Genomic DNA, 25,862 nt, shown 5'->3' on the forward strand with positions numbered 1-25,862 from the left:
ACGGTACGTGAAATTTTATTGAAGGGAGGGGAAAACCGGGTCCCGTAAGACCCGGCAGGATTTCTGTTACACTCTCTTTTCCTGTTCCACTTCTGCAAGTTTGTCACGAAGGACGAGCTGCAGGATACCGCCGTTCCGGTAATAATCCATTTCCACATCACTGTCAAAACGGGCAACCGCCTTGAATGTCGTGGTTTTGCCGTCAGGTGCAGAAGCTTCCACTTCTACAAGTTCGTGCGGCGTGACATTATTATCAACCTTCACGTTGAACGTTTCTTCCCCGGTGAGTCCTAATGTTTCAGCGTTCTCCCCTTCCTGGAACTGAAGCGGCAGTACGCCCATCAATACCAGGTTACTGCGGTGAATCCGTTCAAAGCTTTCGGCGATAACCGTCTTGATGCCGAGAAGGTTGGTTCCTTTTGCGGCCCAGTCGCGTGAACTTCCCATGCCGTAGTCCTTGCCGGCGATGACCATCAGGCCGGTATTATCTTCTTTATATTTCATGGCGGCATCATAAATGGCCATCACATCACCGGTCGGCCAGTATGTTGTATACCCGCCTTCTGTACCGGGGGCAAGAAGGTTTCTAATACGGATGTTGGCAAACGTACCACGCATCATGATTTCATGGTTACCACGTCTTGAACCATATGAATTAAACTGGGATGGTTTCAAGCCTTTATCTGTCAGGTACCTGCCGGCCGGGCTGTCTTTGGCAATCGCTCCTGCCGGAGAAATGTGGTCGGTCGTAACCGAATCCCCGAATTTCCCGATGACACGCAGATCGTTCAGCGGCTTGATATCATCCGGTTCTTCCGACATTTCCTCAAAGAACGGAGGATTCTGAATGTAGGTGGATTCGTCATCCCAGTCGTACAGTTCAGGGTTATCGTCGGATTGAAGTTTATTCCAGCGTTCATTATTGTCAAACACGCTCTCATATTCATCTTTAAAAAGCTGCGGAGAAACGTTCTCATGAACAAAGTTCTTGATTTCTTCAGCGGAAGGCCAGAGATCTGCAAAATATACATCGCTGCCGTTTTCATCTTTACCGAAGGAATCATGGTTCATATCAAAGTTCACATTTCCCGCCAGTGCATAGGCCACAACAAGCGGCGGAGATGCCAGGTAGTTGGCTTTGACGAGCGGATGAATACGTCCTTCAAAGTTACGGTTACCACTGAGCACGGATGAAACAAGCATGTCGTTGTCGGCAATGGCTTTTTCAATTTCTTCCGGAAGCGGACCGCTGTTTCCGATACAGGTCGTACAGCCGTAGCCGACAAGGTTAAACCCAAGTTCGTTCAGATACGGCATCAGCCCGGCATCTTCAAGGTAGCGTGTAACAACTTTAGACCCCGGCGCGAGGGAAGTTTTTACATATTCCGGAACATCGAGTCCTTTCTCCACGGCATTTTTCGCCAGAAGACCTGCTCCGATCATAACATAAGGATTCGATGTGTTCGTACAGCTTGTGATAGCCGCAATCGTTACGGCACCTGTTTCCATTTCAGACTCTTTGCCGTTTGGATGGGTTACTTTCACTTTCTTATCCACATCTTCCGGTGCCAGTCCGAATCCCTGGTTTCCGGCAGGGGCTGTCAGCGCCTCATTGAATGTCTTTTTCATCTCGGACATTGGAATGAGATCCTGCGGGCGCTTTGGTCCCGAAAGACTCGGTTCAATCGAAGAAAGATCGAGTTCCACCACTTTTGTGAATTCCGGTTCTTCCGCACCGTCTTCATAGAACATGTTATTGGCTTTTGCATAAGCTTCCACCATATCAATGTGTTCTTCGGAACGGCCCGTCAAACGCATGTAATTCAGCGACTCCTGGTCAACCGGGAAGAACCCGCAGGTCGCTCCGTATTCCGGCGCCATATTGGAAATGGTGGCACGGTCCGCCAGCGGCATTTCTTTCAGGCCGGGACCGAAGAACTCGACAAACTTGCCTACTACGTTTGTTTCACGCAGAAGCTGTGTCGCTTTCAGAGCCAGGTCGGTAGCAGTGGCGCCGTTTGGCAGAGAACCTTTCAGGCGCACGCCTACGACTTCCGGTGCGGGGAAATAAGAAGGCTGCTGCAGCATGCCTGCTTCCGCTTCGATACCGCCGACACCCCAGCCGAGAACACCAAGTCCGTTGATCATTGTTGTGTGGGAGTCTGTTCCGACAAGTGTATCCGGGAAAGTGTCCACCTCACCGTTCTCTGTTTCCTTCGTGTGAACAACAGACGCCAGATATTCCAGGTTAACCTGGTGGACGATACCGGTAGCGGGCGGAACAGCGCGGTAGTTATCAAACGCTTTCGTTGCCCAGCTGAGCAGCTTGTAGCGCTCTTCATTGCGTTCAAATTCCAGGTTCATATTCCGTTCCAGTGAATCCGGAGTACCAAAGCGGTCTACCTGGACGGAATGGTCAACGACAAGGTCAACCGGAATAGCCGGGTTGATTTTGTCGGGACTTCCACCCATGTCGGCCATTGCTTTGCGCAGGGAAGCAAGGTCCACTACTGCAGGTACACCGGTGAAATCCTGGAGGATAACACGGGAAGGTTTAAACGGCACATCTTCTGTGCCTCCTTCGTTTGTTCCCCATCCTGCAAGACTTTCTACATGTTCTTTTTTGATGACTTTGCCATCGAGCTGTCTAAGTAAAGACTCAAGCAGCACTTTCACCGAAAACGGAAGCTTCGAAACATTACCGTTACCGGCTCCCTCCAGTGCTTTAATGTCATAATAGTGATACGTTTTTCCGTTGGACGTAAAAGACTTACGGGCATTAAATACATCCTGATAAGCACTCATATGTAGTCCCTCCTCTTATACTATGATAGAACAGAAACGAAAAAATGTCGAAATAAATGATTTCCTCTTTCTGTTTGTCAAAAAGCCAGGGCTTTCCCTATTTAAGAATAGCAAAACTCATATCAAATATAAATAATTTTTTTAGAAAAAACCATTTTCCAAATAGGGCTTTCCCTGTTTTTCAAGCCTGGAAAGTGCTGAGGCAGCGACTTCCATTTCTTCCTCTGTAAGAGTGCGCACATCAAAAAGAATTTTCTCCTCTTTCACCCGGACTACAATCGGTGGATCAGAATCCATGCGAAGACGTGAAGCCGCTTCTTCAGCCGATATGGATGACGGCGTAACGGCGACGACAGCCGTTGGAAGTTCAACTTCGGGCATCGTCCCTCCTCCTACTTTGGAAAAATCATCTTCAACAGCCGCTTTCCAGGTTGACAGCCCGAGAGAAGCCAGAAATGTTCCGGCCCGCTCTTTCACTTCTTCTTTTGTTTCCAGTACCATACGGACGGCCGGTATATCTCTTTCCCTTTTTGTAATGTAGGCTTTTAATGTTTCCTCAAGCGCTGCGATCGTCATTTTATCGACGCGGAGAACCCGCGCCAGCTGGTGTTTTTTCAGACGGTCTATCCATTTCTTCCGGCCTGCTATTATTCCGGCCTGCGGACCTCCGAGAAGTTTATCCCCTGAAAAGGTCACCAGGTCGGCACCGGTGGCAAGCGCTTCTTTTACGGTAGGTTCCGATCCGATTCCGTGCTCTTTAAAGTCATACAGAGCGCCGCTCCCCAAATCCTCGTAAACTATCATTTCTTCCTGTTGTGCTGCGGCTGTCTCTGCCAATTCCGAAAGCGGCACTTCTTCAGTAAATCCAATCGTTTTAAAATTACTGGTATGCACCTTCATAAGCATCGCTGTATCCGGGCCGACTGCCTGTTCATAGTCACGCCGGTGGGTTTTGTTCGTCGTCCCGACTTCCACAAGTTTTGCTCCGCTTTCCTCCATAATGGAAGAGACACGGAACGAACCGCCTATCTCAACGAGCTGTCCACGTGAGACAATCACTTCCTTTGTTTCAGCCAGTGCTTTTAACACCATGTAAACCGCAGCCGCGTTATTATTGACCACCATTGCCGCTTCCGCACCGGTCACAGTCTGTATCAAATCTTCGAGAATATCATGCCGTGATCCGCGGCTGCCCGAAGCAATGTCGTATTCAAGACTTGAGTAGCCGGCGGCTGCCTCTCCCGCTTTTTTGACCGCTCCCATACTCATGCTGGCCCGTCCCAGATTCGTATGGAGGATAGTACCGGAGGCGTTGATAACACGCTTCAGACGGCTTTCACCAAATGCGTGAAGGCGGTTGGATACCTGCTCAAACAAATAGGTTTCAACCTCTTCCCGGGAAGAAAGATCAGGACCCGACTCCTGCAGCCACCCTTCTCTCAGCATTCCTATTTCCGTACGGAGCCAATCTGTCAATAGACGTTCATTGCCCAGTTCTTCCTTTACCTGCTGAAACCTCTCCTTTTTCTGCAATTCGTGCACAGGCGGTATCCATCTCAGCTTTTCTTTCACGTTCGGTTCACCTGCTCTTTCAGGGTCCTATGCCGAAAAAACGGCCGGCTTGCTTCATAACCCGCTCCATCTGTCAACCTTCATCCGTGCTTTCTGCCTATTTCTTCAGCCAGTTCCTTTTCGTCCGGAAATGTACCGGTTTCTTTTTTGGAATAAACAATGTTGTTATCTGCCGTCACTTCAAATACACCACCGGAACCAGTGACCAATTCTATCGATTCGATGGCTGCTCCATGAACGTTATATAGTGTATCCGCGAGACCCACGGCTTTTGGAGCGTAATTTCACTGCATGCAGAATTCAATTCTTATTTTCATCTTCATCTTCCTTTCTGTACCCGCTTTTTAACATCATTTTAGTGTATTGATTGTGTACATGCAAACAAACCAATTATACTGATAATAATGAAGTCAGCAAGGAGGTGGATGAAGTGAGCAGAGAAGAAAACATTAAATTGACCAGCCTTTCCACTAAAGCTGGATGAGGATGCAAAATCGGTCCTGAGGACCTGACGCAGGTACTGCGTCATTTACCACAAAGAGAAAAAGACCCCAACCTCATTGTAGGGGTGGATACATCCGATGATGGCGGCGTCTATAAACTAACGGACGAGATCGCCCTCGTTCAGTCCGTCGACTATTTCACACCAATCGTTGATGATCCTTACATGTTCGGCCAGATTGCCGCGGCAAATGCATTAAGTGATATCTATGCAATGGGAGGCAGACCGACCACTGTTCTTAACATCGTCGGTTTCCCGATTAATGACCTGCCTGACGATATTCTTGCCGGAATAATGAAAGGTTCTTCCGATAAAGTGGACGAATCCGGAGCCGCCATTGCAGGCGGACATTCAATCGATGATCAGGAACCAAAATACGGCCTTGCCGCCACCGGCATCGTTCATCCGGACAAGGTATGGACCAACAAAGGGGCTCGTCCCGGTGACGTGCTTGTGCTGACGAAGCCGATTGGTGTCGGTATACTCACAACGGCTATTAAACGAAACCGCATCACCCCCGAACAGGAAGAAAAAGTGACCAGCGTGATGGCGGAGCTCAATGATACCGCCGCCGAAACATTAAAGTCTTTCGATCCGCACGCTGTGACAGACGTGACGGGCTTTGGGCTTCTCGGCCATGGATTTGAAATGGCCGATGCCTCCGATGTAACATTCACTTTCCACTCCAGTGATGTGCCTGTTCTTGAAGGAGCACGTGAACTGGCGGAACAGGGAGTGATGCCCGGAGGTTCAAAGGCCAATGCATCGTATCTGAAGGAACAGATATGGAAAGACGAAAGCGTCTCCGAACTCACCGCCAGCATTCTTTGTGATGCGATCACGTCCGGCGGACTACTTGCTGCCATGAACCCTGAGGAAGCTGAGCAGTACGTGGATGCCATGCACAAGCAGGGAAAAACCGAAACAGCCGTCATCGGTACGGTTGAACAAAAGAAGAACCACGCCATTCAGGTAAAATAAGCATGGCAGAAAACAAAACCAGAACAAAACGACCTTCCTGGGCCACAATCAATGAAAGGCCCGGAGTATAAAAGGCACTATAGAAAAAGGCTTCCGACTATCATTTTTGATAATCGGAAGCCTTTTATTACAGGTCCATCTGCTTTCGCAGGTGCTGCTTCGGTTTTTCTTTTCAGATATGAATTGCTTTTCCGTAAATCATCTCCAGGTTTTTGCTGTCCAGTTCATCCGGGGGGCCGTCATAAATTATTTCCCCGCCGGCAAGGCCGATGACCCTTGTTGCAAAGGACTTGGCTAACGCAACATCATGAACATTAATGAGCGACATCAACTGTTGTTTTTCGTGTATATCCTTCAATATGCCAAACACCGACCGGGCCGTTCCCGGATCCAGGCTTGCCACCGGCTCATCTCCAAGAAACACCTCCGGTTCCTGCATAAGAGCGCGCGCAATACCAACGCGTTGTTTCTGCCCTCCGCTCAGCGCTTCCACCCGGCGACCGGCTATATCAACCAGTCCTACTTCCTCGAGAACGCGTTCGGCTTTTTGCTTTTCACTCTGACTGAAAAAACCGACAGCATTCAAAAATGCCCGGCGTTTTCCAAACAATCCGGTTAATACATTCTGCTGCACCGTCAATCTTGGAATCAGATGAAAATGCTGAAAAATCATCCCTGCCCGGCTGCGCCATGCCCGCTTTTGTGCTTCGAGCATTTCTTGGACATTTTCCCCCTGAATAAGAACCTGCCCGTATGTTACCGGCTGAAGCGCATTAATCGTGCGGATTAATGTCGATTTGCCGGCACCGCTCGGGCCGAGAACGCACACGAATTCTCCCGGCTGAAGCGAAAGATTCACGCCATGCACCGCCGGCTCCTCTGCTTTTGGGTAATAAACTGTCACATCGTCCAGCTCAATCAATCCGATCCCTCTTTTCCATCAGGCTAAATAACACGTTTCCGGACAAAAGCACCGAACAGATCCACTGCAATAACAAGCAGCATAATAAACAGGACTTCAACGGTTACAGCTGTGTAATTAAAGCTGTTGAAATCATTAATCAGCTGCTGGCCGATCCCGCCGCCTCCGATAAAACCGAGAATCAGAGACGTTCGGATGGCCACCTCAAATCGGTAGAAATAATGGGACAGAACGTTCGGCCAGATTTGGGGGACCACCGCGAAAAGATTACCAATCCGTCGTCCGGATCCGACCGATTTCATTGCTTCCTGAGGACCCGGGTCAGCCGCTTCAATGAGCTCCGAGATTAATTTGCCGAGTACGCCGATATTGTGAAGCAGAATCGCGATCACCGCCGGAAACGGCCCGAGACCGAGTGCAACGACGAAGATAAGCCCGAACACAATTTCAGGGATGGACCTTAGAATCGACAGAAAAAAACGAAGCAGGTAATACAAAACCGGATTCGCTGCCGTATTTTTAGCTGCAGCAAAACTGAGGGGAACCGCAGTCAAAAGCGCAAAAAACGTACCGAGAAATGCAATCGCAAGCGTCACCAGTGCCGGATCAATCAAATTCGGGGATATGTCCCACGAAGGTGGAGAGAACTTTTCCCGCACAAACGTAACGGTGTCGCCAAACTCCTGAAATTTACTCCATTCAAATTCGGTTTTGCCCATGCTCCACCACGTAAACACTGCAAGCAGAAGCCCGTATACCCACGCTCTTTTTTTTAACCAGGTCATTTCTTCTGCTCCTTTAACATCAAACGGGCGCTATTCTTCGACACTGTCCATGTTCAGCATGCCAAAATCCGAGGCTGCCTGGGCAATATCTTCATAGCTGCTGTGACCGGTTTCCACAAAGGCCGATGCGCCCCCGAAGATGTCAAGAATCTGTTCATCTTCTATCCCGGTAAAAGCGTCCTGAAACTGCTGTTTTAACTCATCACTCATACCGGAGCGGGCCGCCCAGGGATACTGGTAGATTTGGTCTGATTCCCAGATTTTTTTCACGTTGCTTTCATCAATCGTGCCTGCTTCCACAAGCTCGTTGTAAATGGCGCTGTCAATCGCACCGGCATCCACTTGATTGTTTGCGACTGCATTGGCCGTCACATCATGGGATCCGGTATAACGCACCGAGGCAAAATCATGGTTTTCCTCCGATTCAAAAACCCCGCGGTCTCTCAGTTCAAGACCCGGCATTAACGATCCGGAAGTAGAAGATACACTGCCGAACGCAAAATTAACGTCATCCGGCTGTTCGAGCATTTCATCGAGACTGTCCCAAGGCTTGTCAACATGGGATATAATGTAGGAATAGTAGTACGGTTTACCGTCAATTTCCTGGGTGAGGATTGCTTCAGCTCCGCTTTCTTCATTGGCAATGACGTATGTGAGCGGACCTAAATAAGCAAGATCGATACGGCCGAAATTAAGAGCTTCCACCACAGCATTATAGCTTGGAAAGTGATCCACGGAAACGCTGCGGTCCATGGACTCATTTAACGTGTTCTCGAGCGCATCCAGGCCGTCCTGCATTTCCCCTGCCGACTGGGCCGGTATGACAGCTACTTCCAGTTCTTCACCGGAATCACTGCCGCTGCTGCTTTCTCCCTCGTTTTCCTCATTATCTCCTGTGCCCCCGCCGCATGCTCCGAGCATAAGCGCAAACGAAGCAATTACTCCGATGAATGGCTTTTTCATTTTAATGTACCCCCTGTTTGGTGTCGTTGTTTCATCTATTCGGTTATCGAACAAAAAACGCGCAGATAAAGTATCATTATTTACGGTATATGTAAAGAAATCTGAAACGCCCGGGAGAGGGTGCTCACTGCCGGAGTGAATCATACAGAGCCATGTACCTGGCCGCTTCGTCTTCCGGGTGATGGTACCGGGCAGCGTATTTTTCTGCTTGAGCGGCCGTCCGCCGGTACAATACAGGGTCCTGCATCAACGTCTCGAGAATCTTCACGAAGTCTTCCGGTGTTGAAAACAGCCAGCCGTTTCCGGCGGAATCAATAATGCTTTCATTGCCTCCGTTCCTTCTCGCAAGAGCAGGCACCCCGTGAACCATGCCTTCCAGGAGACTCATCGGCTGCCCCTCCGAGACGGAGGTGTTCAGCACGACATCCGCCCATTGATAAAAAGCCTTCATATTCTTTCGTTTAACAGGCGGATGCCAGGAGAACCAGGACAGCTCCGCTTCCCTTTTCTCCACCTCCTGCTGCACCTTTTCATCCATCCCCTCTCCTACGACCAGCAGCTGAAGGTCCGGAAACCGGGAGATGTTCTCCTGAAGAGCGCCGCATACATAAAATATGTCTTTCACAGGGCGCAGGCCGGCCGGAAGGAGAAGCTTCGGTGATCCCTCAGGTAAGAACCGCGGCGCTTTTGGTTCTCCTTCCGGCAGATCCACAGCCTGGGGTATGACCGTCACTTTACCTGAAAGCCACGGAAAGCCTTTGAGTATTTTCTGTTTTGCATCTTCGGTAAACACTGTTAATGCCCCGGCTTTGGCGAGCAGCTGTTTCATGTCCTGCTTTTTTCCGGCATCCTGCAGATCGATATTAATATCTGTCCCGCCGCTCGTTAACACAAGCGGCTGTTTGATGAACAGTCCGTACGCTTTCACAAACTCCGCGGTCCGCCGTACATGAAGGGCATGCACGATATCTGCTTGTTCAAGCTTTTCATCCAATGGCTCGTCCTCTTCTTCAAATGCATGCACCATGACGTGGTAACCTGCTCGTTCCAGGTAGGTTTTCATGCGTTCAGCGGTGGCTGCGTTTCCTCTTCCGGTGTAGTAATACGGCGTCAGATACAGGACCGAGAGCGGTTTAGATGCGGTTGTCATATGGATGTCTCCAGACTCGTTGTTCATTTTCCCACTTGGTCCACTTCTGTTCATCCAGCCACTCCAGAAAAGGAACGAGAAACTTTCTCGACACCGGCAGCACCTCTTTCGCCTGCTGCAGAGTAAAAGCCTCCGGATAGGAGGCATGAAGTGTTCCCGCTGCCTCCTGCAGTTTCGAAACATCTCTTATATGCCTGTCGTCCATGGGAGACGCCTCCCCGGACTGAAGGAGTGCATAGCGGAACTCGCTTCTTATGTTTTCCGGTATTCCCTGTTCTTCCATGTATTCGTCCCACGGCTTCGGGGCGATACCGTCCTGGTGCCAGCTGCTCCGGGCCTGTTCCATTCTGCGCTCCCAGCCTTTTGGATAGGAAGGAGTATGGGAAAATGCTGCAACGTACTGTTTCTGCCGTAATATTCCGCCCTGTTCCACCGCTTCTTCCAAAAAACGTTCGGCAAGTTCCTTAGGCAGTTCCCCCGATGCCAAAAGAGAAAGTTCCTGTTTATTTTTCCCGATGCGAAGCGGGTACTGCTCGTGAAACGTGTGCAGCTCCGCCAGCATCTCCCCGATGTAGTCATCATAAATCTCCCGCAGCACTGTTTTTTGGTTGTTGTACGTTTTGGCCTCCCCTTTTTGAAGAAGGTCCGCCACAACAGCCCCGGCATCTTCCTGCAGCAGTCCTGTTTCTTTTGCCAGCTCTTCGGTGTTCAACCACTTGTGTTCGCGAAGCGCTTCTTTGACATGCTCTTTAGGAGTGCCCTGCTTTTCCTGCTCCAGCTTTTCGATGGACCCCCGGCCAAAACGCATCCGTTCTGCCTTCGGATTCAGAATCCAGCCTCCTCCAACCGTCTCCATCGGGGAGGGCCTGCGTAAAATAAAACGATCCGCCCTTTTTGTTACGACCGGCTCGTCCAGCACAAGCTGACATAACACTTCCTGTTTTCCGCCGGGTTCGAGCACGTTCCGGTCAAAAAAAACAATCGTGCCGAAAACCTCTGCCGTACCAAGGTGGAGTTTTACCTGTCCGCGCTGTTTCAAAGCATACACCGCTTCTTTTGATGTATAAAGCACCACGTTCAACCGTTCGGTCGTTACGTAATGTTCTGCCGAGACAACAACGTCGCCCCGTTTCAGCTCTTCTTTATCCACTCCGCCTATATTCATGGCAAGGCGCTGCCCTGCGATTCCTTTTGGCACCCGGATTCCGTGACGCTGCAACTGACGGATCTTCCCCTTTTTTCGAAGGGGAAGCATCTGCACCGTGTCTCCTTCTTCAATCTGTCCTTCATACACTGTCCCGCGCACGACGGTTCCCTGCCCATGTACAGAGAACACTTGGTCAATCGGCAGACGGAACGCCCCTCTGGCATCCCGGGCAAAAAGGCGGTCCAGCATATTCGTCATAACCGTGCGCACCTGTTCCACCCCGTTTCCGGTCAAACTGTCGACAAATACCATTTCCGCCTGTTCAAACGGGGTGCCCTGCACTTCCGCACGAATGTCCTCCCCAGCCAGTTCCAGAAGATCCTCCTCCACTTTATCTGCTTTTGTCACGGCGATGAGTCCGCCGGTCACTCCAAGAAGGGTTAATATTTCAAGATGTTCTTTTGTCTGCGGCATCACACCTTCATCGGCCGCGACCGTCAATACCACGGCGTCAATGCCCGCTACACCAGCAATCATCTGCCGGATAAAACGTTCATGCCCCGGAACATCGATAATCGAGACATCCATATCCTCTCTCAGCTGGAGCGGGGCGAATCCGGGTTCTATCGAAACGTTCCGCTCTTTTTCTTCTTTTAAACGGTCCGTATCGTAATTTGTAAGTGCTTTGGTCAGCGCCGTCTTGCCGTGATCAATATGTCCGGCCATCCCAATGGTGTACATACGCTTTGCCATATCTATTCCCGCCTTTTTACTGTCAAGCGCCTTCTTTGTCTTTTATCTTACTACATGTTGAAAACCAACGAAAATAAAACGGAGTTGTTGCATTGTTTTCGAGGAAGGCGTAAAATACGTTCCGTATCGAAAAATTGGGGCCGGTTGCGATGCTGGTGCACGCCAAAGTCTTCAAAACTTCCGGGAGGCGCGTGCCGTCTCCGCTGGGTTCGATTCCCAGACGGTCCCGCCATTTCACGCCTACTCTCGCAAGGGATTCGGCGATTTGGGCGGAGATTGAAGCCGAAGATTTTCCGCAGATTGAATCGGAGATTCCCCGACAGTTTAACCGTTGTAATCCGCCACAACGGCGGAAAACTATTTCGGAAACTATCGGCGGCCACCCCGGAATTATACGATAGAGACGACACCTTCCGCAAACTATTGACGGGAGGTTTTTCGTTTATGGCGCTCAAAGGAAAGGCGCAGCATAACCGCGTGCAGTCGTCGTCGCGCAAACGTAAATTTGGCGTGCGGCGCGGGGTCAACCACAACCCGGCGGCTTATCTGAGCCTGTCGGAGCTGTTCGAGCGATACATGGCGTTGAAGAAAACGCAAGGATTCGCGCGGATGACGATACAAGGGTACTACACGCATTACGATTGGTTTATCGACTATCTCGAAGAGGCGGAAGGGCTGCCGGACTTGGTGAACGAGGATATTACGTCAGATGTGTTCGTTGGTTATATCGAATCGATGGCGGACCGCGGCCTCGCTAAAACGACGATGAACGTTCGCATTCGGACAACCCGTGCCTTTTTGCGGTGGTGTTACGAGGAAGGGCATATCACGGAGCCGATTCACGAAACGTTCAAGCCGGTCAAGGTGCCGGACGACCGCGTCGACGCGCTGACACCGGACGAGGTCAAACGGCTGCTCAACGTCATCGACGACACGCGGTTCGTTGGCTTCCGGGAAATCACGATCATCCTAACGATGCTCGATACAATGGCGCGTGTGTCGGAGGTTGTCGCTATGAAACGGGATAACGTGGACTTACGCGAAGGGATCATCCGACTGGATGCCGACAATACGAAAACGAAGAAAACGCGGCTTGTGCCGTTGTCGCCGCATTCCCTCCGTTATTTACACGAGTACATGATCGAGACGGAGGATTTTATGACCGACCACCTGTTCGTAACCTACGACGGATATCCGCTGGACGCCGCTACGTTCCGCAAAAGGCTCACGGAAATAAAGGAAGAGACAGGCATTACGAACAAGCGCGTAAGTCCGCATGTTTTGCGACATACCGGCGCGTTGCTGTATATTCTCGACGGTGGTGATCCGTTCAGCCTGCAGCAGATTCTCGGACACACGGACGCGTCGATGGTCAAAAAGTACGTCAATATGGCGGACAGCGACCTTATTATGCAACACCGGAAACATAGCCCGCTGAACAGCGTATTTGACCGGAAGAATCGGAAATAAGACAAAAAAAGCGCCCTCCTACCGGCCTAAACCGATAAGAGGGCGTTTGTGTTTCGTTATTTTAACGGAACTTGTAAATCGGCTTTTTCGCCGGTCGGATCGTATGTTTCCGCGTCGAATGGTTTATCCGCGTAGAGGCGTACCCATTCGAGCGCTTCGGCATCGATCGGTTCGTACGATACAAACCCGTAACTTCCTTCCTTCGTAACACCTGCGTGATATTCCCCGGTTAATTCACCGCCGCCGATGTCCGAATCTTTTCCGAGTTGTTTCCCGGTGCTAGTTACCGCCTCGGCTGTTGGCGTAAGGAATAGCGTTTGGTCGGCGTTGTTTGTGACGCTTCCTTTAACTTGTACCGTCCAAAATTCTTTCGCTTCGAAAAATTGCGATCCATTCCCGTTGTAATATTCGTCCGTCAATTTACTCCGGAGAACTTTGACAAATTCGACATCAAAGACCATTCCGCCGGTTTCCAGCGTCCCTACATCATCATTTACTGCGAGTAATTCGACTTCATCGCTTTGTTGGTTCGACGTTGTTTCGCCGACCTCGGTCAGCGTGCCGTCATTACCGGACTCCTCGTCGCCACTTTCGTCGTTACTTTCCGAATTATTTCCGGACGTTTTCTCGGAATCGTTCGTGTTTGCCGGCTGTTCCTCCGCAGTGGTTTCCGAATTATTTCCGCCACTTCCCGATGATTGTTCGGATTCACTTTCGCCGCCACCACCGCCGCACGCAGCAAGCGTCAATGTCGCGGCCAGCCCGAAGGCAAGCGCTAACTTTCGGTTCTTCCGGTGCTTTCGCAAAATGATCGACCCCTTTCGTAGTAATTCTTCGGTACTATATACGCCATTTTACCGAAATTGGTTTCGGATGGCAACGTTTTCCTCGTAATTTTATGTACGCGGACGCCGTAATATGACGCCCGCCTGCCGTTTACTTTTCGTCGCCGTTGTCGCCGCCTTTATCGTTATTCGCAAACACGCCGAATACGCCGAGGACGGTTAGGACGGAATAAATCAGCCCTTCCACCGCGTCATTGACCGCTGTTTCGTCGAGGCCGAAAAAGGCCGCAGCTGCCATGCCGACGATGGCCGCAACAGGTGTCGCCAGCTTTTTGAGATTCTTCCGTTTAAGATTCGCCATGATGATCGATCTCCTTTCGTTAATTCCGAATTATTTCAGCAATTCTCGCGCATAAATTTCGTACAACACGTAAATCGCGTCAGCCTGCCGCCATTCGCCCGCTTTCATTTCCGCCGCGTGCTTTTCGTGAATCAGCCCTTTTTCCGCCAACTGCTCGAGAATGTCGACTTGGCGGCCGTGCCGGGTTTCGTTCAGCTCCATATACTCGCCCTCCTTTGCGCTTGATTCGGCGCTGGCCGGCTTGTACGCTACGCCGAAGTGGCCGCAGATTACCTTTGCGTGCGTTTCCGCGACGCGTTGCCGGTAAGACTCGCGGTCACTGCCGAAGATGCCTTCGAAGTCCTGCGCGTTGTCCATGAAGCCATTTTCCGCAAGCACGGCGGGCATGGCGGTTTCGCGTGTGACGTGTAGGTTCGTCCACTTGCCGCGCTCGCCCGCGTGTGTGCCGCCGCCATGCAGCGCAAAGCCGGCCGCCTGCATTTCCTTCGCAAAAGCCTCCGCCAGTTGCCGGCCGGCTGTCGAGGTGTTCCAGTAGAACGCGCACACGCCGGAGCCGCCGCCCGCATTTGCGTGAATCGACCAAAATAGGTCGATGCCGCGGTCGTTGGCTTTCGTGGTGCGTTCCGACAGGCCGACTTCGGCGCTGTTCGCCGGTTGCGGCAACCATACGCGAAAGCCATGCCGTTCGAGTTCCGCCTGCAACCGCAAGCCGACGTCGGAGTTAAACGAGTGTTCCGCGTAGAATTGGCCGCCGTGTGTGACGCCTTTGCCGCTTGTGTCCGTGCCGTGGCCGATGTCCACGGCGATTGTTTTCGCCATTGACGACCGCCTCCTTTCGTGGTAATGTAAACGCGAGGCCGGCGCTCCGATTCCGTTTCCTGCGGTAGTCGCGGAGCTAACCGGCCTCACCTATATAAAAGCGATAATGATGGGCACCCCTATCGTTCCAACTATCGCAATAATGGCCGTCCATACCCACCGCTTTTCCGTACGGTCCTCGCGCCATTTCGCGTCGTGTTCGTCGAGCCGCTGTTCGACGGCGTCAATTCTCGTATTCGCCCGCTCTGCGTCCGACCGTGCCGTTCGCGTTTCGTCTTCGATGTATTCAACGCGCGTTTGCCGCTCTTCCATCCGAGTGACCCGATCGCGAATATCGTACATGACGTCGGACAGCTTTTCGATGCTTGCCGCTAGTTTTTCGTTGTCTTCCTCCGACACGTTACCGCCTCCTTTCTGTCCGTTAGTCGTCCGCCTGTTCAGCGCGGATTTCTGCGGCTTTTATGGCGCAATATTGGGCGCGGGTCAGCCCGCCATTCGGGTCGAACGAGCCGTCCTCGTAGCCGCTGACAAGGCCGTGCTGGACGCAAAGCTGAATGTCGTCATACGCCCAAAAATCGGCAGGAACGTCCGTAAATTCCTTCGGTTCTTTCACCATTTCGTCGTCCTCCTCCTTCGGATTTTCCTCACGGTCTTCCGATGATTTTTCGTCTGATTCCGGCACATCGGGCAATTCCGCCGGCAAACAAAAAAGACCCGCGCCGTACGCGTAGCCTTCGATTTCTTCGCAATTTTCGCGGATAAACTGCCGGGCGTCCTCCGTCGTCAGCCGGCCTCGGCCGTGCTTGTGGCGCCATTGCACGTAGCAAGCGAGCAGGCCGGAAGTTGCCGGCGCCGATGCGCTTGTGCCGTTAAATTTATGCGGACGCTTCTCGCTATTCAGCACGTAAATGTCCGTCGGCGCAACGCAGTCCAGCCGCTCGCCGCCGTTGCTGTAGTCGGCCATTTCGCCGTCTTCCTCGAGGGCGCCGATTGAAAGCGTCCACTCGAAGCGTGACGGGTAATTGACGCGGTCATCCCCGTCATTGCCGGATGAGCAGACGACCGGTATGTCGAAGGATTCGAGAAATCCGTAGGAATATTCGGCGAGGTGACGGCCGGCGCTTCGCGACACGTTGATGACGTCGATGTCGGCCGCGTTGTCGCGAATCCACTGCCGGCCTTCGTCATTGGACCGGACGAGGACGACCCGCGCGCCGGGAGCAAACTCGTGCGCGCATTGGGCGACGTTCGTGCCGTGGCCGACTACGCTGCCGGCATCGAGATGCGGCGATTCCGCGTAGGACGCCATGTGCGCGTGCGGTGCCGATTTGTCGTCGATGCAGACGAGGGTCGTGCCTGTGCCGGAATAACCGGCGGCGTGCCACGTGTCCGCGTTGACTTTGCGGCGTTCGGCGTCGTTTTGCGTTAGTAATTCGGGCATATTCCACCTCCTTTCGGGAGTTTCGTGTTATTGCGCATAATCCACGCTATCTACTTTTCAGATATTTATATTGCTCATTCGGCGTTTTGCCTTTCAAGTTAGAATCGTGCGCCGCCTCCGCAATCAACTCACTACATATCATTTGACTTGGATTGTTCCATGGCTTATCACCAAACTTAATTCCATACCATATAAACCTTATAACATCATAACGCTTCTCAACATGTTTTATAGCTTCGTCAATATCGCCTTCAACCTCAACGACTTCATAATCTTTAAGGTCAAAATGGCGAATCTGAACCCCCTTTGGAAACCGAGAATCTAAGATATGATAATCGTCTATTTTAATGGCATTATGACTCCATTTTCCGTTTGTGAACCTCTGAATCAGCCGTGATAGTAACGATGTGTTACGAGAGAAGATAACTTCCATCACCATTCCACCGCCTCTACTTCTTCCTTTGTTTCACACGCACTAACTTGGTCACGCAATTCTTTGTTCTTGGATAGAGCATCTTCCTTGTGCTCAAAAGCTTCTCTATAAACTTCCAACCATTCTTCCTTGGTGTGGGTTATATTTTCATCGTTCAATGTTCTCCATACAATTTCATTTATATCGGAATCGCTGTCCAATTGATCTTTTTTTCCTTGCATATTAAGCTGGTCTTCCACTTCTAGTCTGTACTTTTTGCCGTTGCTTGCTTCAAATTTATTTACAATCTCATCTTTACACTCAGAAGATAACTCGCTTATTTTTCTTTCTTTAAAAGGTTCCAGTGGCTTTTCCATAGGATCAATATCAACTATTTCTCCATCTTCAATAACTAATTCCATATAAGGAGCGTGTTCTTTTATTTTTTTTATTAATTCTTGGTTTTCTTCTTTTGTTTCATCAATTACATAATTGCCTTCATTGTACCAATCCGAATCAGGGAAAGTTGAATTAAGTTCAAAACTTTTGTTGCTTTTAATTATCATTGATTAAATTACCTCCTTCTTTAAACTATAGCGTAATAATAATAAACATCGCCATCGTTATTAGCATCTATATTTGCTGAAGATACTTCAAATCCGTTAGATGTAAGACTGATGTTATTCCCGTAAGTGTGACCCCCACTAGCCTCGTGAACAAAAAACTCTCCTGCTCCATCAATCGCAACCCAACCCCAAGCGATACTAGTGTTTACAACATATAGCAACTTTGGTCGGAACCCTATCACTATTGATCGACCATCACTGCCATCCCCTGTATAACTGCCTGTTACATGTTCTATGATTTCTAAATCATCCGTTTTCTGCTTATCGCTTGGACTCATAAAACCTGAAACTTCTGATGTAGCTAATCCATGAACGCTTTCCCCTCTCGACCCTACGTGATTGTTGAACTCTGTTTTTGTTGCTTGTTCATCATTCGTTACATTTTCAATTCCTATATCACTTTTAGATGTAGAAATCTCTCCATCTGAAACACTTATTCCGTCACCAATTTGTACGTGACCTTTACTGTCCTTTGTCGCATCATCGGAAATATGCGCATTAAATTCCGTCTTCGTCGCCTGCTGATCGTTGGTTACATTCGCAAGCCCGACGTCCTCTTTGTCTAGCGTCACCGCGCCCGTCTGTCCGTTTACCGAGTCAACCGGCGGCAACTCGCCTACATTGACCCACGCCGCGCCGTCGTACCGTTTCAGCACGTAGGGCGCGCTCGTCGTATCCAGCCACAAGTCGTCCGCAACAGGCGACGCCGGCGCTGTCGTTCCTTGCGCGATGTCCTTTTGCGCCGAACCATCGACCGCCTCCGCCAGTGCGTTCATATCTCTCGGCACATCAGCCGTCATATTGTCCGTTATTTCCGGCAAATTTAGCTTATCTGTCGCCATTCATCCGCCTCCTTCGTTCATTCATTCGTACTTGTACGCTTTCAATTCCTCGTAAGTAAGCCCGAGCGCGGCCACATCCGCGTAGGTTCCGCCTTCGCTCGCCAACTCGCTGTATAAGAGATACGTAAACTCGAAATTGACCGTCAAATGCGCCGGCACGATATTCCGAAGAGCCTGTTTCGTATCTTCGAGGTTCGGCGGAACGCCACGCGTGCTGATAAACGTAACGACGATATTATAGTTGGCATACTCTTCGGTTACTTCGACTTCCCCGCCGTCATACGATTCGGCAACCTCGCGCACAAACGCTTTCGTCACCGTTCCCTGTCCGCGCTTCTGCGACCGGATAACGCTGCGGCGCTCGTTCAGCGGCTTGTCTTCGTCCGTTCGAATGCCGAAAATATCCTCCCAGTACGCAAGCCCCCACGTTGCTGTCTCGAGATAAAATTGCGCAAGAACGTCGCGGATTTCATCGAAAGCTCCGTCAAACGCGCCGGCCTCAGCGCCGATGATCTCTTGGACAGCCGTAAATTCTTCGTAATACTCCGGCATGTACCGACGTATGGATTCGTTGATATCGCGGTTACGTAACGTCATTGAACGTCACCGTCCCGATGATGGCGACTTCTTCGTCCGCCATTTCGATGTTTGATGTGCCGCCGTTCATCGTGAGGTTGTCGTAGTCGATAATGTCCGGCACATCGAGCAGCAGGGACGCTATTTGCGTGTACCGTACGATCGGGTCTTCGAACGCCAGTCCTTCGAGGTATTCCGTCAGCGCCTCTTCGTAGTCCGCGGTAACGCCGCTGATCGTCGCACCACTCGCAAGCTGTACGTCCGCTGTTACGTCAATAGCGACCTCTGTCGCGGCAACCGTCGTTACGTCGGCGCCAATTGGCCGTTCTTCTTCGATGTGTGTCGATACCTCGTCGACAATGGCGCTGTCCGGAGCTGTACCGCCTTCACCGAGCAGGACGACCTTTACCGTGCCGGCTCCGTTCCATACCGGAAACACTTTCGCATCTGTTACGCCGGATATTTCGCGCGCCCACGATCGGTAGTCCGCCGCATTGCCGGATGTTCCCGGATTTCGCGCTCGATTATAGTACCGCTCCAATAGTGATTCGTCCGACTCTTCATCCGCTCCTCCTTCGAAGGCTTCATCGTTTGTGACCGACAGAACATCGGACAAATCCCCGCGTACAAGCGTAAGCTCACCCGCCGCAACGTTTCCCTCGGCGCCGGCTTCCTCCGCTTCCGCGGCGACTGTGACCGAACCTCCGCCGGCCGGAATCGAAGCGTCCGCCGTTGTTACCGCATATATCGGGTCATCATCGTCTGTGCTGACGCGCGTGCCTGACGGGATATTCTCGGCGTCGTCGCCGGAAAACGTCACCTCGCCGGCTGCTTTCGTCGCCGGATTCGGTTCGACGCCGAGTTCCGCCGCCCGTAATTCGAGGTATTCGCGCGGTGTATTTTCGTTAGCGAATCCGTACGTCAGCACCTGGTCGAGCGCGATATACGCCTTCGCCAACTCGATCGATGCCGGCGAAAGCATATCGTGTACGTGCGACGACTCCCGTTTGTCGAATTCGTCAGATATGTCGTTTTTCATCCGGTCGAGTATCGCTTGCTGTGTTTCGCTCGCATATCGTTCTTCTATCGCCATTAGTTCGCCATTACCTCCTCTCGATCGAAGCCAACGCGGAAGTCGTCGACGGTGATAACGTCAAAGCTGACGAAAACAGCGTCCTTGTCGCGTGTGACTTCGAAGTTTGTTACGTCGGCTATCCGGTCATCGACGACAAGCGCCTCGCGAACCAACCGAGGTATTTCTTCGTTTTTCAGATTATCGGTGACGTTTGCGCCAATCAGCGTTTCTAACTCCGACCCATACGCCGCCGAATATATCGCATACCGAAACCTCTCCGTCATCAGCGTTTTACGGACGTATTGGCGTATGGCACGTTCGCCATCGATGTACCGACCGATTTCGCCTGTTTCGAAGTCGAGCCGCCATGTTTTCGACGGCTGGCGGGTTTCGTTTCCGCTGACTCGCCGGAATCGGTCGTCGTTATTTTCGGTGTTTAGTGCGTCCAATGGCGCCATTATTCGCCGCCTCCTTCCGGTGCTTCGCCCGGCATATCGATGACGTAAAATTCCTTATCAGCCGCCGATATTTCGTGTATCGCGACAATCACCTTCGCGTCAACTTCGAGAGGGCTTGGCAGCGTTACCGTTGCATTTCCGCTGATAGCGTGTGTATGACTGCCGTTCGTCGACGTGCTGCCGCCGCTGTCGCCGGAGTGACTGTGACTGCCGGCTGACTCCGTTGAAATATCGGTGATGTGCGCGGTGATGACGCGTTCCCGCAGGCTTCGCGCGACAATGATGTCGTCTTCTTCGAGGTCGAACGATTCGCCCGCCAGCCGGATGACGAGAGGGTCGATAGAAACAACGCGAGCGAGCGCAAAAGTGACGTCCTTATTATAGCCGGTTGACCGGATTTGGTCGAGTAGTTGCGATGTGCCGCTGCCTTCCGTTCGTTGCGCGTTGACGCTCATTAGGCCGTCCCTCCTTCGTTTGGCGCTTCGTATTCCAGCGTTGGTAATTCCGGCGTGGCCGCAATCGTCAGATCGACCGTATGCTTGCCGTTCGGGTCGAATGAATGTTTATCGGCTGTGACGAAATAGCCGCCGGTGATTCTCGTCATAGGCTCGCGGACATAAACGGCAGTTCCGGCAACCATGTCCGGGTGGCCTAGCGCCGTGACGTCCGCTTCGTCCTCGATCGTGCCGAGGTCGGCGAGCAATTGGTCGGCCGTTTGCGTGTTGCCGGTTGAGTTGTCCGACTTCTTTTCGACGTGCTGCATGAGGCCATACTGGTCGATGAGGGCGTCATTTTTAACGACCTTTAGTTGGAACCCTTCGTCGTTGATTATCTTGACTTGGTTGCGCATCTCTTCGATCGACCGGTTGTTTGACGCGCTCGTCAGGTTCTTTTCGACCTCGACGACTCGTTCCGTTAACTCCGATTTTCTTTGACGCAAAACAAGCTCGCCGTTTACGTTGCGGACAGAGTACCGCACGCCCATTTCCTTTTCGGTTTCCGTGATTGCCGTCTTAATCATGTCCCACAGCGACGTTTCCTTCGTAAAATACAGCTTCGGAATCACGTAGCCGGTGTCTTCGATGACGCCGTAAGGTATCGCGAAGTCATCGCAAAGCCGCTTGACGATGTCGGACGCTCGCCGCTTCTTAAATTTCCGGCTGTCCGCGTTCTTCGTCAGGTAGATGTTCGTGTCAAACGCGGTAAACGAATGACTGCCGGCGACGTCGATGTCGTCCGAAAATACAACGCCGCGGAACCGTTCTTCGTCGCCGACATAAAACCGCACCTCGCCACCAATGCGGATGAATATCGTTCGCGTTCGCATGTCGCGTGTGTTCGACAGGTTAACTTCGAGCGACCGTCGCGGCTTCTTAACGTCGCCCGCCCACGTAACACCGGTCACAATCGGCGTAATGTCCTGCGTGTCCTCGCCGTTGTCGTGAACCACGCGAAAAGAGACGTTGCCGACGCCGTATGCGCCGCCGAAACTTCCTTCCGCCATTACGAATCACCGCCGTTTCCGCTGATTTCCAGCGTCATGCCGGGCGAAAGGGCGTCCGGGTCTTTGCCGATGACGTCCTCATTTTCCGCGTAAATATCACGCCACCTGCCGCCGTCGCCGTAGATGTCGTTCGCGATGTCCCACAGCGTATCGCCGCTCTTTACGTCGTAAGTGTTCGGCTGTTGACGCGGGTCCTCCCGGTCGGACTCCGACGTCGTCGAGACGGACGATGTTCCGGTTTCGGGCGCGGGCTGCTCGTCCTGCCGAACGGAGTTGAACGAAATAAATCGGTACTGCTTGAACGACATTTCGTAATAGATGTCGCCGGGGTTGCCGGCCCGTTCCGGCTCAATCGGAAAATCCCGCAGCGTAACCGCAAGATTGACGCCGGCGCCCGTGATTGTCAGACGGATCGGCCGGCGGGTATCGCGCCAACGCTCGATTGTGTCGACGCATTCTCGTGGCGACGGGAAGTTTTCGTATTCGCAAAAGGACGGATTGTAGTCGCGCGGAAAAAACGAAGAAAACGAGACTTCTCGCAAGCCTCGTTCGCCGATGATCGTGTATTCGCCAATGCGCGTCACCTCTACGTCTTCGTAACCGAAGGGCGACGTAACTTCGATAGTTTCTGGATTGACCGGCAGGCGGAGTTTTTCTTCGCTATTGTTGTACGAGAGCCAAAATTCGATCGGATTATTCGCCATGCGTTACGCGCCTCCTTCCTCTGCTGTCCGTAGTTCGCGCGCAAGGGATTTCGTGATCTTGTCGATGTCGGCTTCTTCGCGGACGTAAAACGTATTGCCGCTGACATTTACGTTGCCTGTTCCGCTTGTCGAACCTCCGCCTGCTGTCGTGTTACCTCGGTAAGAGGCGGCTGTTCCGCCGCTTCCGCCGAATGTCGTGCCGCCCGGGCGGCCGGTATTTCTGCGGTAAGATACGTCGTCCATACCGCCGATTGCGCCGCCGTCGCCACGGAGTACCTTCGCCTCCTGTCGTGGCACGACCATTTCGCCTTTGTGCAGGCGCGCGTGGAATCCGTTGTACGGGACGTTCGTCATGCCGTGCCAGCCGGGTGTTCCGCTGTCGCCGCCGCCCGTCACCGCGTTCCATGCGCCTTGAACCATGCCGCTGCCTGGAATATTAACTTCCGGCATCGAGAAGTTCGATAACATGTCGGTAAACGACTTCCACGCGCCCTTTACGTCGCTGATAAAGCCGAGCAGCGGATCGAAGAAGTTGCTGACCTTTTGACCGGCCGTCTTTAACGCGTCGGAGATCGACTGTTTGACGTTGTTCCATATTTCTTTCGTTTTCGACCATATTTTTTCGAATTGGTTTCGAATTTGTTTTTTCATTGTGAGGATTTTAAACCTCACCCTCGTGACGGCGTTCGAAACGGACTCTTTTACGTTTTGCCATATTTCTTTCGTTTTCGACCATATTTTCGAAAAAGCCGATTTTATACCCGACCATAACCGTTTTACCGCTTTCCGGCCCTCATCCCAGTTATTCCAGAGGTAAATCCCGGCCATGACAAGCCCGGAAATCAGCGTAATAATCGCGCCTATCGGGTTCATACGCATAGCCAAATTGACGAAAAGCATCGCGCCCCGTACGGCCATTAGTACCGTTCGAAGTGTGCGGAAAATAGCTATTCCAGCGGAAACTATTGTCACGATGGTTCCGATTATTTTTATCCCGGCAATGGCGCCAATCAACGTCATAATGGCGGTCTTAACCATGCCGAGGTTGTCTTTCAGGAATGTGCCGGCATCGGCCAGCATATCGAGGCCCTGTTTCGCCGTGTCCGACGTGTTCAGCCATTTTCCGAAGTCCGTAATAATCTGTAGAACAGCCGATGACAACGGGGCCAGCGCGCCCATTAGATCGCGCACGAATCCGACAATATTTCCGATGGCGTCCAGCAGCGTCGGGCCGTTTTTGCGGGCGTACTCGACAAACCGCTGGAAGCCGTCTGATTCCGACAGCCCCGCCGCCCAACTTCGGAACTTTCCGGTAAGGTTTTCGAGGCCGTTTCCGACGTCGGTCGATACCGGCGCGAAGGCTTTCAGGATTTCCATGAAGCCGACGAACAAGTCGCCCGCCACCGTCAGTATCGTATTCAGGCCCTGCGATACAGTGCCGTTCAGGTAGTCGAAGAATGACTGCACCTGATCGGTTTGGAACGATCGGTTAACTCTCGCCAAAAAGTCGCCAAGTATACGGCCTGTTTCGGAAATGGACGGTTTTAACGCCTCCATCGTGTTCCGGATTAAGTCGAGGCCCTCGCGGAACACGCGGAATACCGGCTGCTCAAATCCGGACACAAAATCGTCCCACCACGATTTAAATTCCGTCAGGCTTTTTATCGCGCCTCTTTGTGCGCCGCTAACGCCTTCGAGCGCCTGCTGCAATTCCGCCTGCGCGTCGGCACGGGCGGACGCTGACGAGGCGTTGTTGATTTCGTCCTGCAAATCCGAAATTTCTTCCTGCTTTTCGATGACATTTCCGATCGCGCTCGTAGCCACCGCGCCAAAGCCGACAGCGCCGGCACCGGCCGCAGAAAACGACGACGCAAGACCGAAAAGGGAGACGGTAGCAGGTCCGACGGTTGCCGGTATGCCCGCTAGTACGCCGGAAACTATCGTTCCGACACGCCTAACGCGAGCCATAGCCTCCGCGGTAAATCCGAGCGTGTCGTTGAATTTCTGCATACTGCGGTTGACATCACGAGCGTTTTTCGATACGTTCCGTAGTTTTCCGGACATGCTGTCGCGCAGGCGGAGGTGGGCGGTTAAATCATAAGCCATACGTTAGTTCCCCTCCTTTCTTCTTTCTTCTTCCTCGTCTTCCAACTGCACCATCATGGACGCGAACATCACTTTTTGCTCGTTGTTTTCGAGCCTTGTTACGTGGTGAGGCGGTATATGGTGGCGTTGGAAGATGGCGTGTAAAAGGAAAGGGACGCCACCTCCCCTTATCCGTTTTTTATTTCATCGACCTCTTCCTCGTACGACTCGCCAGTCATGTTGATGCCGGATAGTTCGAGAATTTCCTTGATGAGATGCTGAAATTCACCGGGCTTTAGCGCAGCACGTACAGCCTCGTCTGCCGAGGTTGCGCCGAACGCTTCAAGCACTTGCTTATCGGCAAATTGCGGGTCTTTACAGCCGCGCACAATAGTCAGGGCGTTCGCTTTTTGCTCGTCGTACTCCGTTCGTTGGTTCGACCCTTTTCCGATTTTTCGCGTTGATTCATCGGTGATTTCGTCAACCTCTGCGTTAGTCAACGATTTGACCGTGAAGTTTGTTCCGATACCTTCGATGTATACCTGCTTTTCCGTATTAATCTCGCGCGAAAGCAGCGCGTCCAAGGCGTTACTCATGCCGATCACTCCTCATTTTTAGTAAGTAATGGCGGGGTTTCGACGCCCCGCCTCGCCATTAATTGTCGATAGACTGTACGAGTTCTTCATCTGTGAAGGTGAACGAAAACTCCTGCGTCATAAGCGACCCGTTTTCGGACGAAACCGACGGCAATGTGCTGAATTGCACGCCTTTATAACGCCATCTTTCCGTGCCGCCATTGTCCGGGTCCTCGATTTTGACGTTTAGCTCCGTCACAAACGCCGGTCCGGTATTGTTAAATCCGCTGCGTATCAGATTGATAAACCGCGTGCTTACCTTGTTCAGCGTCAATGTGCCTGTCCGGTCGATTGTCGTTATTTTCTTGCCGAGTCCTTTCGTTCCTGCACGTGAAACGTCCTCGACACTTCCTTCCGCGGTCGCTTCGAATGCCGTCGATTCCGCGAGCCAATTACCGTTCTCGTCGTAGACGAACACCCAATTGCCGTTGACTACGCGGGTTGGATCGATAGGTTGCGCCATGTTATCCGTCTCCTTTCGTTTTTATT

26 protein-coding genes, 1 tRNA gene and 1 pseudogene are annotated in these 25,862 nt (G+C 51.9%); 3 read left to right on the plus strand and 25 right to left on the minus strand.

Going from position 1 to position 25,862, the window contains the following annotated elements:
• Positions 1 to 66 precede the first annotated feature (66 nt).
• The 3 genes and pseudogenes from acnA to ACFSUB_RS03945 all read right to left on the minus strand — a co-directional run.
• Positions 67 to 2,805 carry an aconitate hydratase AcnA gene (acnA, locus tag ACFSUB_RS03935; RefSeq protein WP_380711882.1) on the minus strand — a complete coding sequence of 913 codons (2,739 nt, stop codon included), beginning with the start codon at positions 2,803 to 2,805 and terminating at the stop codon, positions 67 to 69.
• A 141-nt stretch (positions 2,806 to 2,946) separates the two neighbouring features.
• Positions 2,947 to 4,377: an L-seryl-tRNA(Sec) selenium transferase gene (gene selA / locus ACFSUB_RS03940; protein WP_380711883.1), complete on the minus strand. Its 1,431-nt coding sequence runs from the start codon at positions 4,375 to 4,377 to the stop codon at positions 2,947 to 2,949.
• Positions 4,378 to 4,457: 80 nt separating this feature from the next.
• Positions 4,458 to 4,649: pseudogene (locus tag ACFSUB_RS03945) on the minus strand (Rdx family protein); the annotation flags it as partial.
• A gap of 158 nt (positions 4,650 to 4,807) precedes the next feature.
• On the opposite strand from ACFSUB_RS03945, the gene selD reads away from it, so the two are divergent.
• Entirely contained in the window at positions 4,808 to 5,860 is a 1,053-nt protein-coding gene (gene selD, locus ACFSUB_RS03950) for a selenide, water dikinase SelD (protein ID WP_380711884.1), read from the plus strand.
• A gap of 172 nt (positions 5,861 to 6,032) precedes the next feature.
• Here the strand turns inward: selD and phnC are convergent, their stop codons facing one another.
• The 5 genes from phnC to selB form a co-directional block, all read right to left on the minus strand.
• Positions 6,033 to 6,782 carry a phosphonate ABC transporter ATP-binding protein gene (gene phnC / locus ACFSUB_RS03955; protein ID WP_380711885.1) on the minus strand — a complete coding sequence of 250 codons (750 nt, stop codon included), beginning with the start codon at positions 6,780 to 6,782 and terminating at the stop codon, positions 6,033 to 6,035.
• Positions 6,783 to 6,805: 23 nt separating this feature from the next.
• Positions 6,806 to 7,567: a phosphonate ABC transporter, permease protein PhnE gene (phnE, locus tag ACFSUB_RS03960; protein WP_380711886.1), complete on the minus strand. Its 762-nt coding sequence runs from the start codon at positions 7,565 to 7,567 to the stop codon at positions 6,806 to 6,808.
• 30 nt (positions 7,568 to 7,597) lie between these two features.
• Positions 7,598 to 8,530: a phosphate/phosphite/phosphonate ABC transporter substrate-binding protein gene (gene phnD / locus ACFSUB_RS03965; protein ID WP_380711887.1), complete on the minus strand. Its 933-nt coding sequence runs from the start codon at positions 8,528 to 8,530 to the stop codon at positions 7,598 to 7,600.
• Between the two features lie 124 nt (positions 8,531 to 8,654).
• Positions 8,655 to 9,680 carry a glycosyltransferase gene (locus ACFSUB_RS03970; RefSeq protein ID WP_380711888.1) on the minus strand — a complete coding sequence of 342 codons (1,026 nt, stop codon included), beginning with the start codon at positions 9,678 to 9,680 and terminating at the stop codon, positions 8,655 to 8,657.
• A complete protein-coding gene (selB, locus tag ACFSUB_RS03975; RefSeq protein ID WP_380711889.1) occupies positions 9,664 to 11,580 on the minus strand; it encodes a selenocysteine-specific translation elongation factor in 1,917 nt (638 codons plus the stop codon). Before selB ends, ACFSUB_RS03970 begins: the two co-directional genes overlap by 17 nt.
• Before the next feature lie 136 nt (positions 11,581 to 11,716).
• Between selB and ACFSUB_RS03980 the strand changes: the two genes are divergently transcribed.
• Both ACFSUB_RS03980 and ACFSUB_RS03985 read left to right on the plus strand, forming a co-directional pair.
• Positions 11,717 to 11,812 (plus strand) — tRNA-Sec (locus ACFSUB_RS03980).
• 212 nt (positions 11,813 to 12,024) lie between these two features.
• A complete protein-coding gene (locus ACFSUB_RS03985) occupies positions 12,025 to 13,050 on the plus strand; it encodes a tyrosine-type recombinase/integrase (protein WP_380711890.1) in 1,026 nt (341 codons plus the stop codon).
• A 56-nt stretch (positions 13,051 to 13,106) separates the two neighbouring features.
• On the opposite strand, the gene ACFSUB_RS03990 is transcribed toward ACFSUB_RS03985, so the two are convergent.
• The 17 genes from ACFSUB_RS03990 to ACFSUB_RS04070 all read right to left on the minus strand — a co-directional run bounded on the left by ACFSUB_RS03990 (position 13,107) and on the right by ACFSUB_RS04070 (position 25,836).
• Positions 13,107 to 13,856, minus strand: a complete 750-nt coding sequence (locus ACFSUB_RS03990) for a hypothetical protein (protein ID WP_380711891.1) — start codon at positions 13,854 to 13,856, stop codon at positions 13,107 to 13,109.
• A 130-nt stretch (positions 13,857 to 13,986) separates the two neighbouring features.
• The gene (locus tag ACFSUB_RS03995) at positions 13,987 to 14,196 is read right to left on the minus strand and encodes a hypothetical protein (protein WP_380711892.1); all 210 of its coding nucleotides are present in this window, start codon (positions 14,194 to 14,196) and stop codon (positions 13,987 to 13,989) included.
• 30 nt (positions 14,197 to 14,226) lie between these two features.
• Positions 14,227 to 15,015: an N-acetylmuramoyl-L-alanine amidase family protein gene (locus ACFSUB_RS04000; RefSeq protein WP_380711893.1), complete on the minus strand. Its 789-nt coding sequence runs from the start codon at positions 15,013 to 15,015 to the stop codon at positions 14,227 to 14,229.
• A 90-nt stretch (positions 15,016 to 15,105) separates the two neighbouring features.
• The gene (locus ACFSUB_RS04005; RefSeq protein ID WP_380711894.1) at positions 15,106 to 15,327 is read right to left on the minus strand and encodes a hypothetical protein; all 222 of its coding nucleotides are present in this window, start codon (positions 15,325 to 15,327) and stop codon (positions 15,106 to 15,108) included.
• A 109-nt stretch (positions 15,328 to 15,436) separates the two neighbouring features.
• On the minus strand, positions 15,437 to 16,456 hold the full coding sequence (locus tag ACFSUB_RS04010; protein WP_380711895.1) for a S8 family peptidase: 1,020 nt from the start codon (positions 16,454 to 16,456) through the stop codon (positions 15,437 to 15,439).
• A 46-nt stretch (positions 16,457 to 16,502) separates the two neighbouring features.
• Positions 16,503 to 16,895, minus strand: a complete 393-nt coding sequence (locus tag ACFSUB_RS04015; protein WP_380711896.1) for a hypothetical protein — start codon at positions 16,893 to 16,895, stop codon at positions 16,503 to 16,505.
• Positions 16,889 to 17,434, minus strand: a complete 546-nt coding sequence (locus ACFSUB_RS04020) for a DUF4376 domain-containing protein (RefSeq protein ID WP_380711897.1) — start codon at positions 17,432 to 17,434, stop codon at positions 16,889 to 16,891. Before ACFSUB_RS04020 ends, ACFSUB_RS04015 begins: the two co-directional genes overlap by 7 nt.
• A gap of 20 nt (positions 17,435 to 17,454) precedes the next feature.
• A complete protein-coding gene (locus ACFSUB_RS04025; RefSeq protein ID WP_380711898.1) occupies positions 17,455 to 18,336 on the minus strand; it encodes a DUF7483 domain-containing protein in 882 nt (293 codons plus the stop codon).
• A 21-nt stretch (positions 18,337 to 18,357) separates the two neighbouring features.
• Positions 18,358 to 18,933: a putative phage tail protein gene (locus ACFSUB_RS04030; RefSeq protein WP_380711899.1), complete on the minus strand. Its 576-nt coding sequence runs from the start codon at positions 18,931 to 18,933 to the stop codon at positions 18,358 to 18,360.
• Positions 18,920 to 20,005 carry a baseplate J/gp47 family protein gene (locus tag ACFSUB_RS04035; RefSeq protein WP_380711900.1) on the minus strand — a complete coding sequence of 362 codons (1,086 nt, stop codon included), beginning with the start codon at positions 20,003 to 20,005 and terminating at the stop codon, positions 18,920 to 18,922. Before ACFSUB_RS04035 ends, ACFSUB_RS04030 begins: the two co-directional genes overlap by 14 nt.
• Entirely contained in the window at positions 20,005 to 20,445 is a 441-nt protein-coding gene (locus ACFSUB_RS04040; protein ID WP_380711901.1) for a DUF2634 domain-containing protein, read from the minus strand. Before ACFSUB_RS04040 ends, ACFSUB_RS04035 begins: the two co-directional genes overlap by 1 nt.
• Complete coding sequence (locus tag ACFSUB_RS04045) at positions 20,445 to 20,900, minus strand: DUF2577 family protein (RefSeq protein ID WP_380711902.1); 456 nt, start codon at positions 20,898 to 20,900, stop codon at positions 20,445 to 20,447. Before ACFSUB_RS04045 ends, ACFSUB_RS04040 begins: the two co-directional genes overlap by 1 nt.
• Complete coding sequence (locus ACFSUB_RS04050; RefSeq protein WP_380711903.1) at positions 20,900 to 21,949, minus strand: XkdQ/YqbQ family protein; 1,050 nt, start codon at positions 21,947 to 21,949, stop codon at positions 20,900 to 20,902. The genes ACFSUB_RS04045 and ACFSUB_RS04050 overlap by 1 nt, the downstream gene beginning before the upstream one ends.
• A complete protein-coding gene (locus ACFSUB_RS04055) occupies positions 21,949 to 22,653 on the minus strand; it encodes a LysM peptidoglycan-binding domain-containing protein (RefSeq protein WP_380711904.1) in 705 nt (234 codons plus the stop codon). The genes ACFSUB_RS04050 and ACFSUB_RS04055 overlap by 1 nt, the downstream gene beginning before the upstream one ends.
• A 3-nt stretch (positions 22,654 to 22,656) precedes the next feature.
• Positions 22,657 to 24,759 carry a hypothetical protein gene (locus ACFSUB_RS04060; RefSeq protein ID WP_380711905.1) on the minus strand — a complete coding sequence of 701 codons (2,103 nt, stop codon included), beginning with the start codon at positions 24,757 to 24,759 and terminating at the stop codon, positions 22,657 to 22,659.
• A gap of 167 nt (positions 24,760 to 24,926) precedes the next feature.
• On the minus strand, positions 24,927 to 25,334 hold the full coding sequence (locus ACFSUB_RS04065) for a phage tail assembly chaperone (RefSeq protein ID WP_380711906.1): 408 nt from the start codon (positions 25,332 to 25,334) through the stop codon (positions 24,927 to 24,929).
• Between the two features lie 58 nt (positions 25,335 to 25,392).
• A complete protein-coding gene (locus tag ACFSUB_RS04070; RefSeq protein ID WP_380711907.1) occupies positions 25,393 to 25,836 on the minus strand; it encodes a phage tail tube protein in 444 nt (147 codons plus the stop codon).
• Positions 25,837 to 25,862 lie beyond the last annotated feature (26 nt).

Source organism: Salibacterium lacus, from assembly GCF_042684865.1.
Classification (GTDB): domain Bacteria; phylum Bacillota; class Bacilli; order Bacillales; family Marinococcaceae; genus Salibacterium; species Salibacterium lacus.

Coding starts and splice junctions, on each gene's coding strand:
- ACFSUB_RS03995 (WP_380711892.1), bottom strand. CDS start 14,196: ATGGCGAATCTTAAACGGAAGAATCTCAAAAAGCTGGCGACACCTGTT.
- ACFSUB_RS04035 (WP_380711900.1), bottom strand. CDS start 20,005: ATGGCGATAGAAGAACGATATGCGAGCGAAACACAGCAAGCGATACTC.
- selB (WP_380711889.1), bottom strand. CDS start 11,580: ATGGCAAAGCGTATGTACACCATTGGGATGGCCGGACATATTGATCAC.
- ACFSUB_RS04040 (WP_380711901.1), bottom strand. CDS start 20,445: ATGGCGCCATTGGACGCACTAAACACCGAAAATAACGACGACCGATTC.
- phnE (WP_380711886.1), bottom strand. CDS start 7,567: ATGACCTGGTTAAAAAAAAGAGCGTGGGTATACGGGCTTCTGCTTGCA.
- ACFSUB_RS04010 (WP_380711895.1), bottom strand. CDS start 16,456: ATGCCCGAATTACTAACGCAAAACGACGCCGAACGCCGCAAAGTCAAC.
- ACFSUB_RS04015 (WP_380711896.1), bottom strand. CDS start 16,895: ATGGTGATGGAAGTTATCTTCTCTCGTAACACATCGTTACTATCACGG.
- ACFSUB_RS04065 (WP_380711906.1), bottom strand. CDS start 25,334: ATGAGTAACGCCTTGGACGCGCTGCTTTCGCGCGAGATTAATACGGAA.
- ACFSUB_RS04030 (WP_380711899.1), bottom strand. CDS start 18,933: ATGACGTTACGTAACCGCGATATCAACGAATCCATACGTCGGTACATG.
- ACFSUB_RS04005 (WP_380711894.1), bottom strand. CDS start 15,327: ATGGAAGAGCGGCAAACGCGCGTTGAATACATCGAAGACGAAACGCGA.
- phnD (WP_380711887.1), bottom strand. CDS start 8,530: ATGAAAAAGCCATTCATCGGAGTAATTGCTTCGTTTGCGCTTATGCTC.
- ACFSUB_RS04050 (WP_380711903.1), bottom strand. CDS start 21,949: ATGGCGGAAGGAAGTTTCGGCGGCGCATACGGCGTCGGCAACGTCTCT.
- ACFSUB_RS03985 (WP_380711890.1), top strand. CDS start 12,025: ATGGCGCTCAAAGGAAAGGCGCAGCATAACCGCGTGCAGTCGTCGTCG.
- ACFSUB_RS04045 (WP_380711902.1), bottom strand. CDS start 20,900: ATGAGCGTCAACGCGCAACGAACGGAAGGCAGCGGCACATCGCAACTA.
- ACFSUB_RS04070 (WP_380711907.1), bottom strand. CDS start 25,836: ATGGCGCAACCTATCGATCCAACCCGCGTAGTCAACGGCAATTGGGTG.
- ACFSUB_RS04020 (WP_380711897.1), bottom strand. CDS start 17,434: ATGATAATTAAAAGCAACAAAAGTTTTGAACTTAATTCAACTTTCCCT.
- ACFSUB_RS03970 (WP_380711888.1), bottom strand. CDS start 9,680: ATGACAACCGCATCTAAACCGCTCTCGGTCCTGTATCTGACGCCGTAT.
- ACFSUB_RS04055 (WP_380711904.1), bottom strand. CDS start 22,653: ATGGCGAATAATCCGATCGAATTTTGGCTCTCGTACAACAATAGCGAA.
- ACFSUB_RS04025 (WP_380711898.1), bottom strand. CDS start 18,336: ATGGCGACAGATAAGCTAAATTTGCCGGAAATAACGGACAATATGACG.
- ACFSUB_RS04060 (WP_380711905.1), bottom strand. CDS start 24,759: ATGGCTTATGATTTAACCGCCCACCTCCGCCTGCGCGACAGCATGTCC.
- acnA (WP_380711882.1), bottom strand. CDS start 2,805: ATGAGTGCTTATCAGGATGTATTTAATGCCCGTAAGTCTTTTACGTCC.
- ACFSUB_RS04000 (WP_380711893.1), bottom strand. CDS start 15,015: ATGGCGAAAACAATCGCCGTGGACATCGGCCACGGCACGGACACAAGC.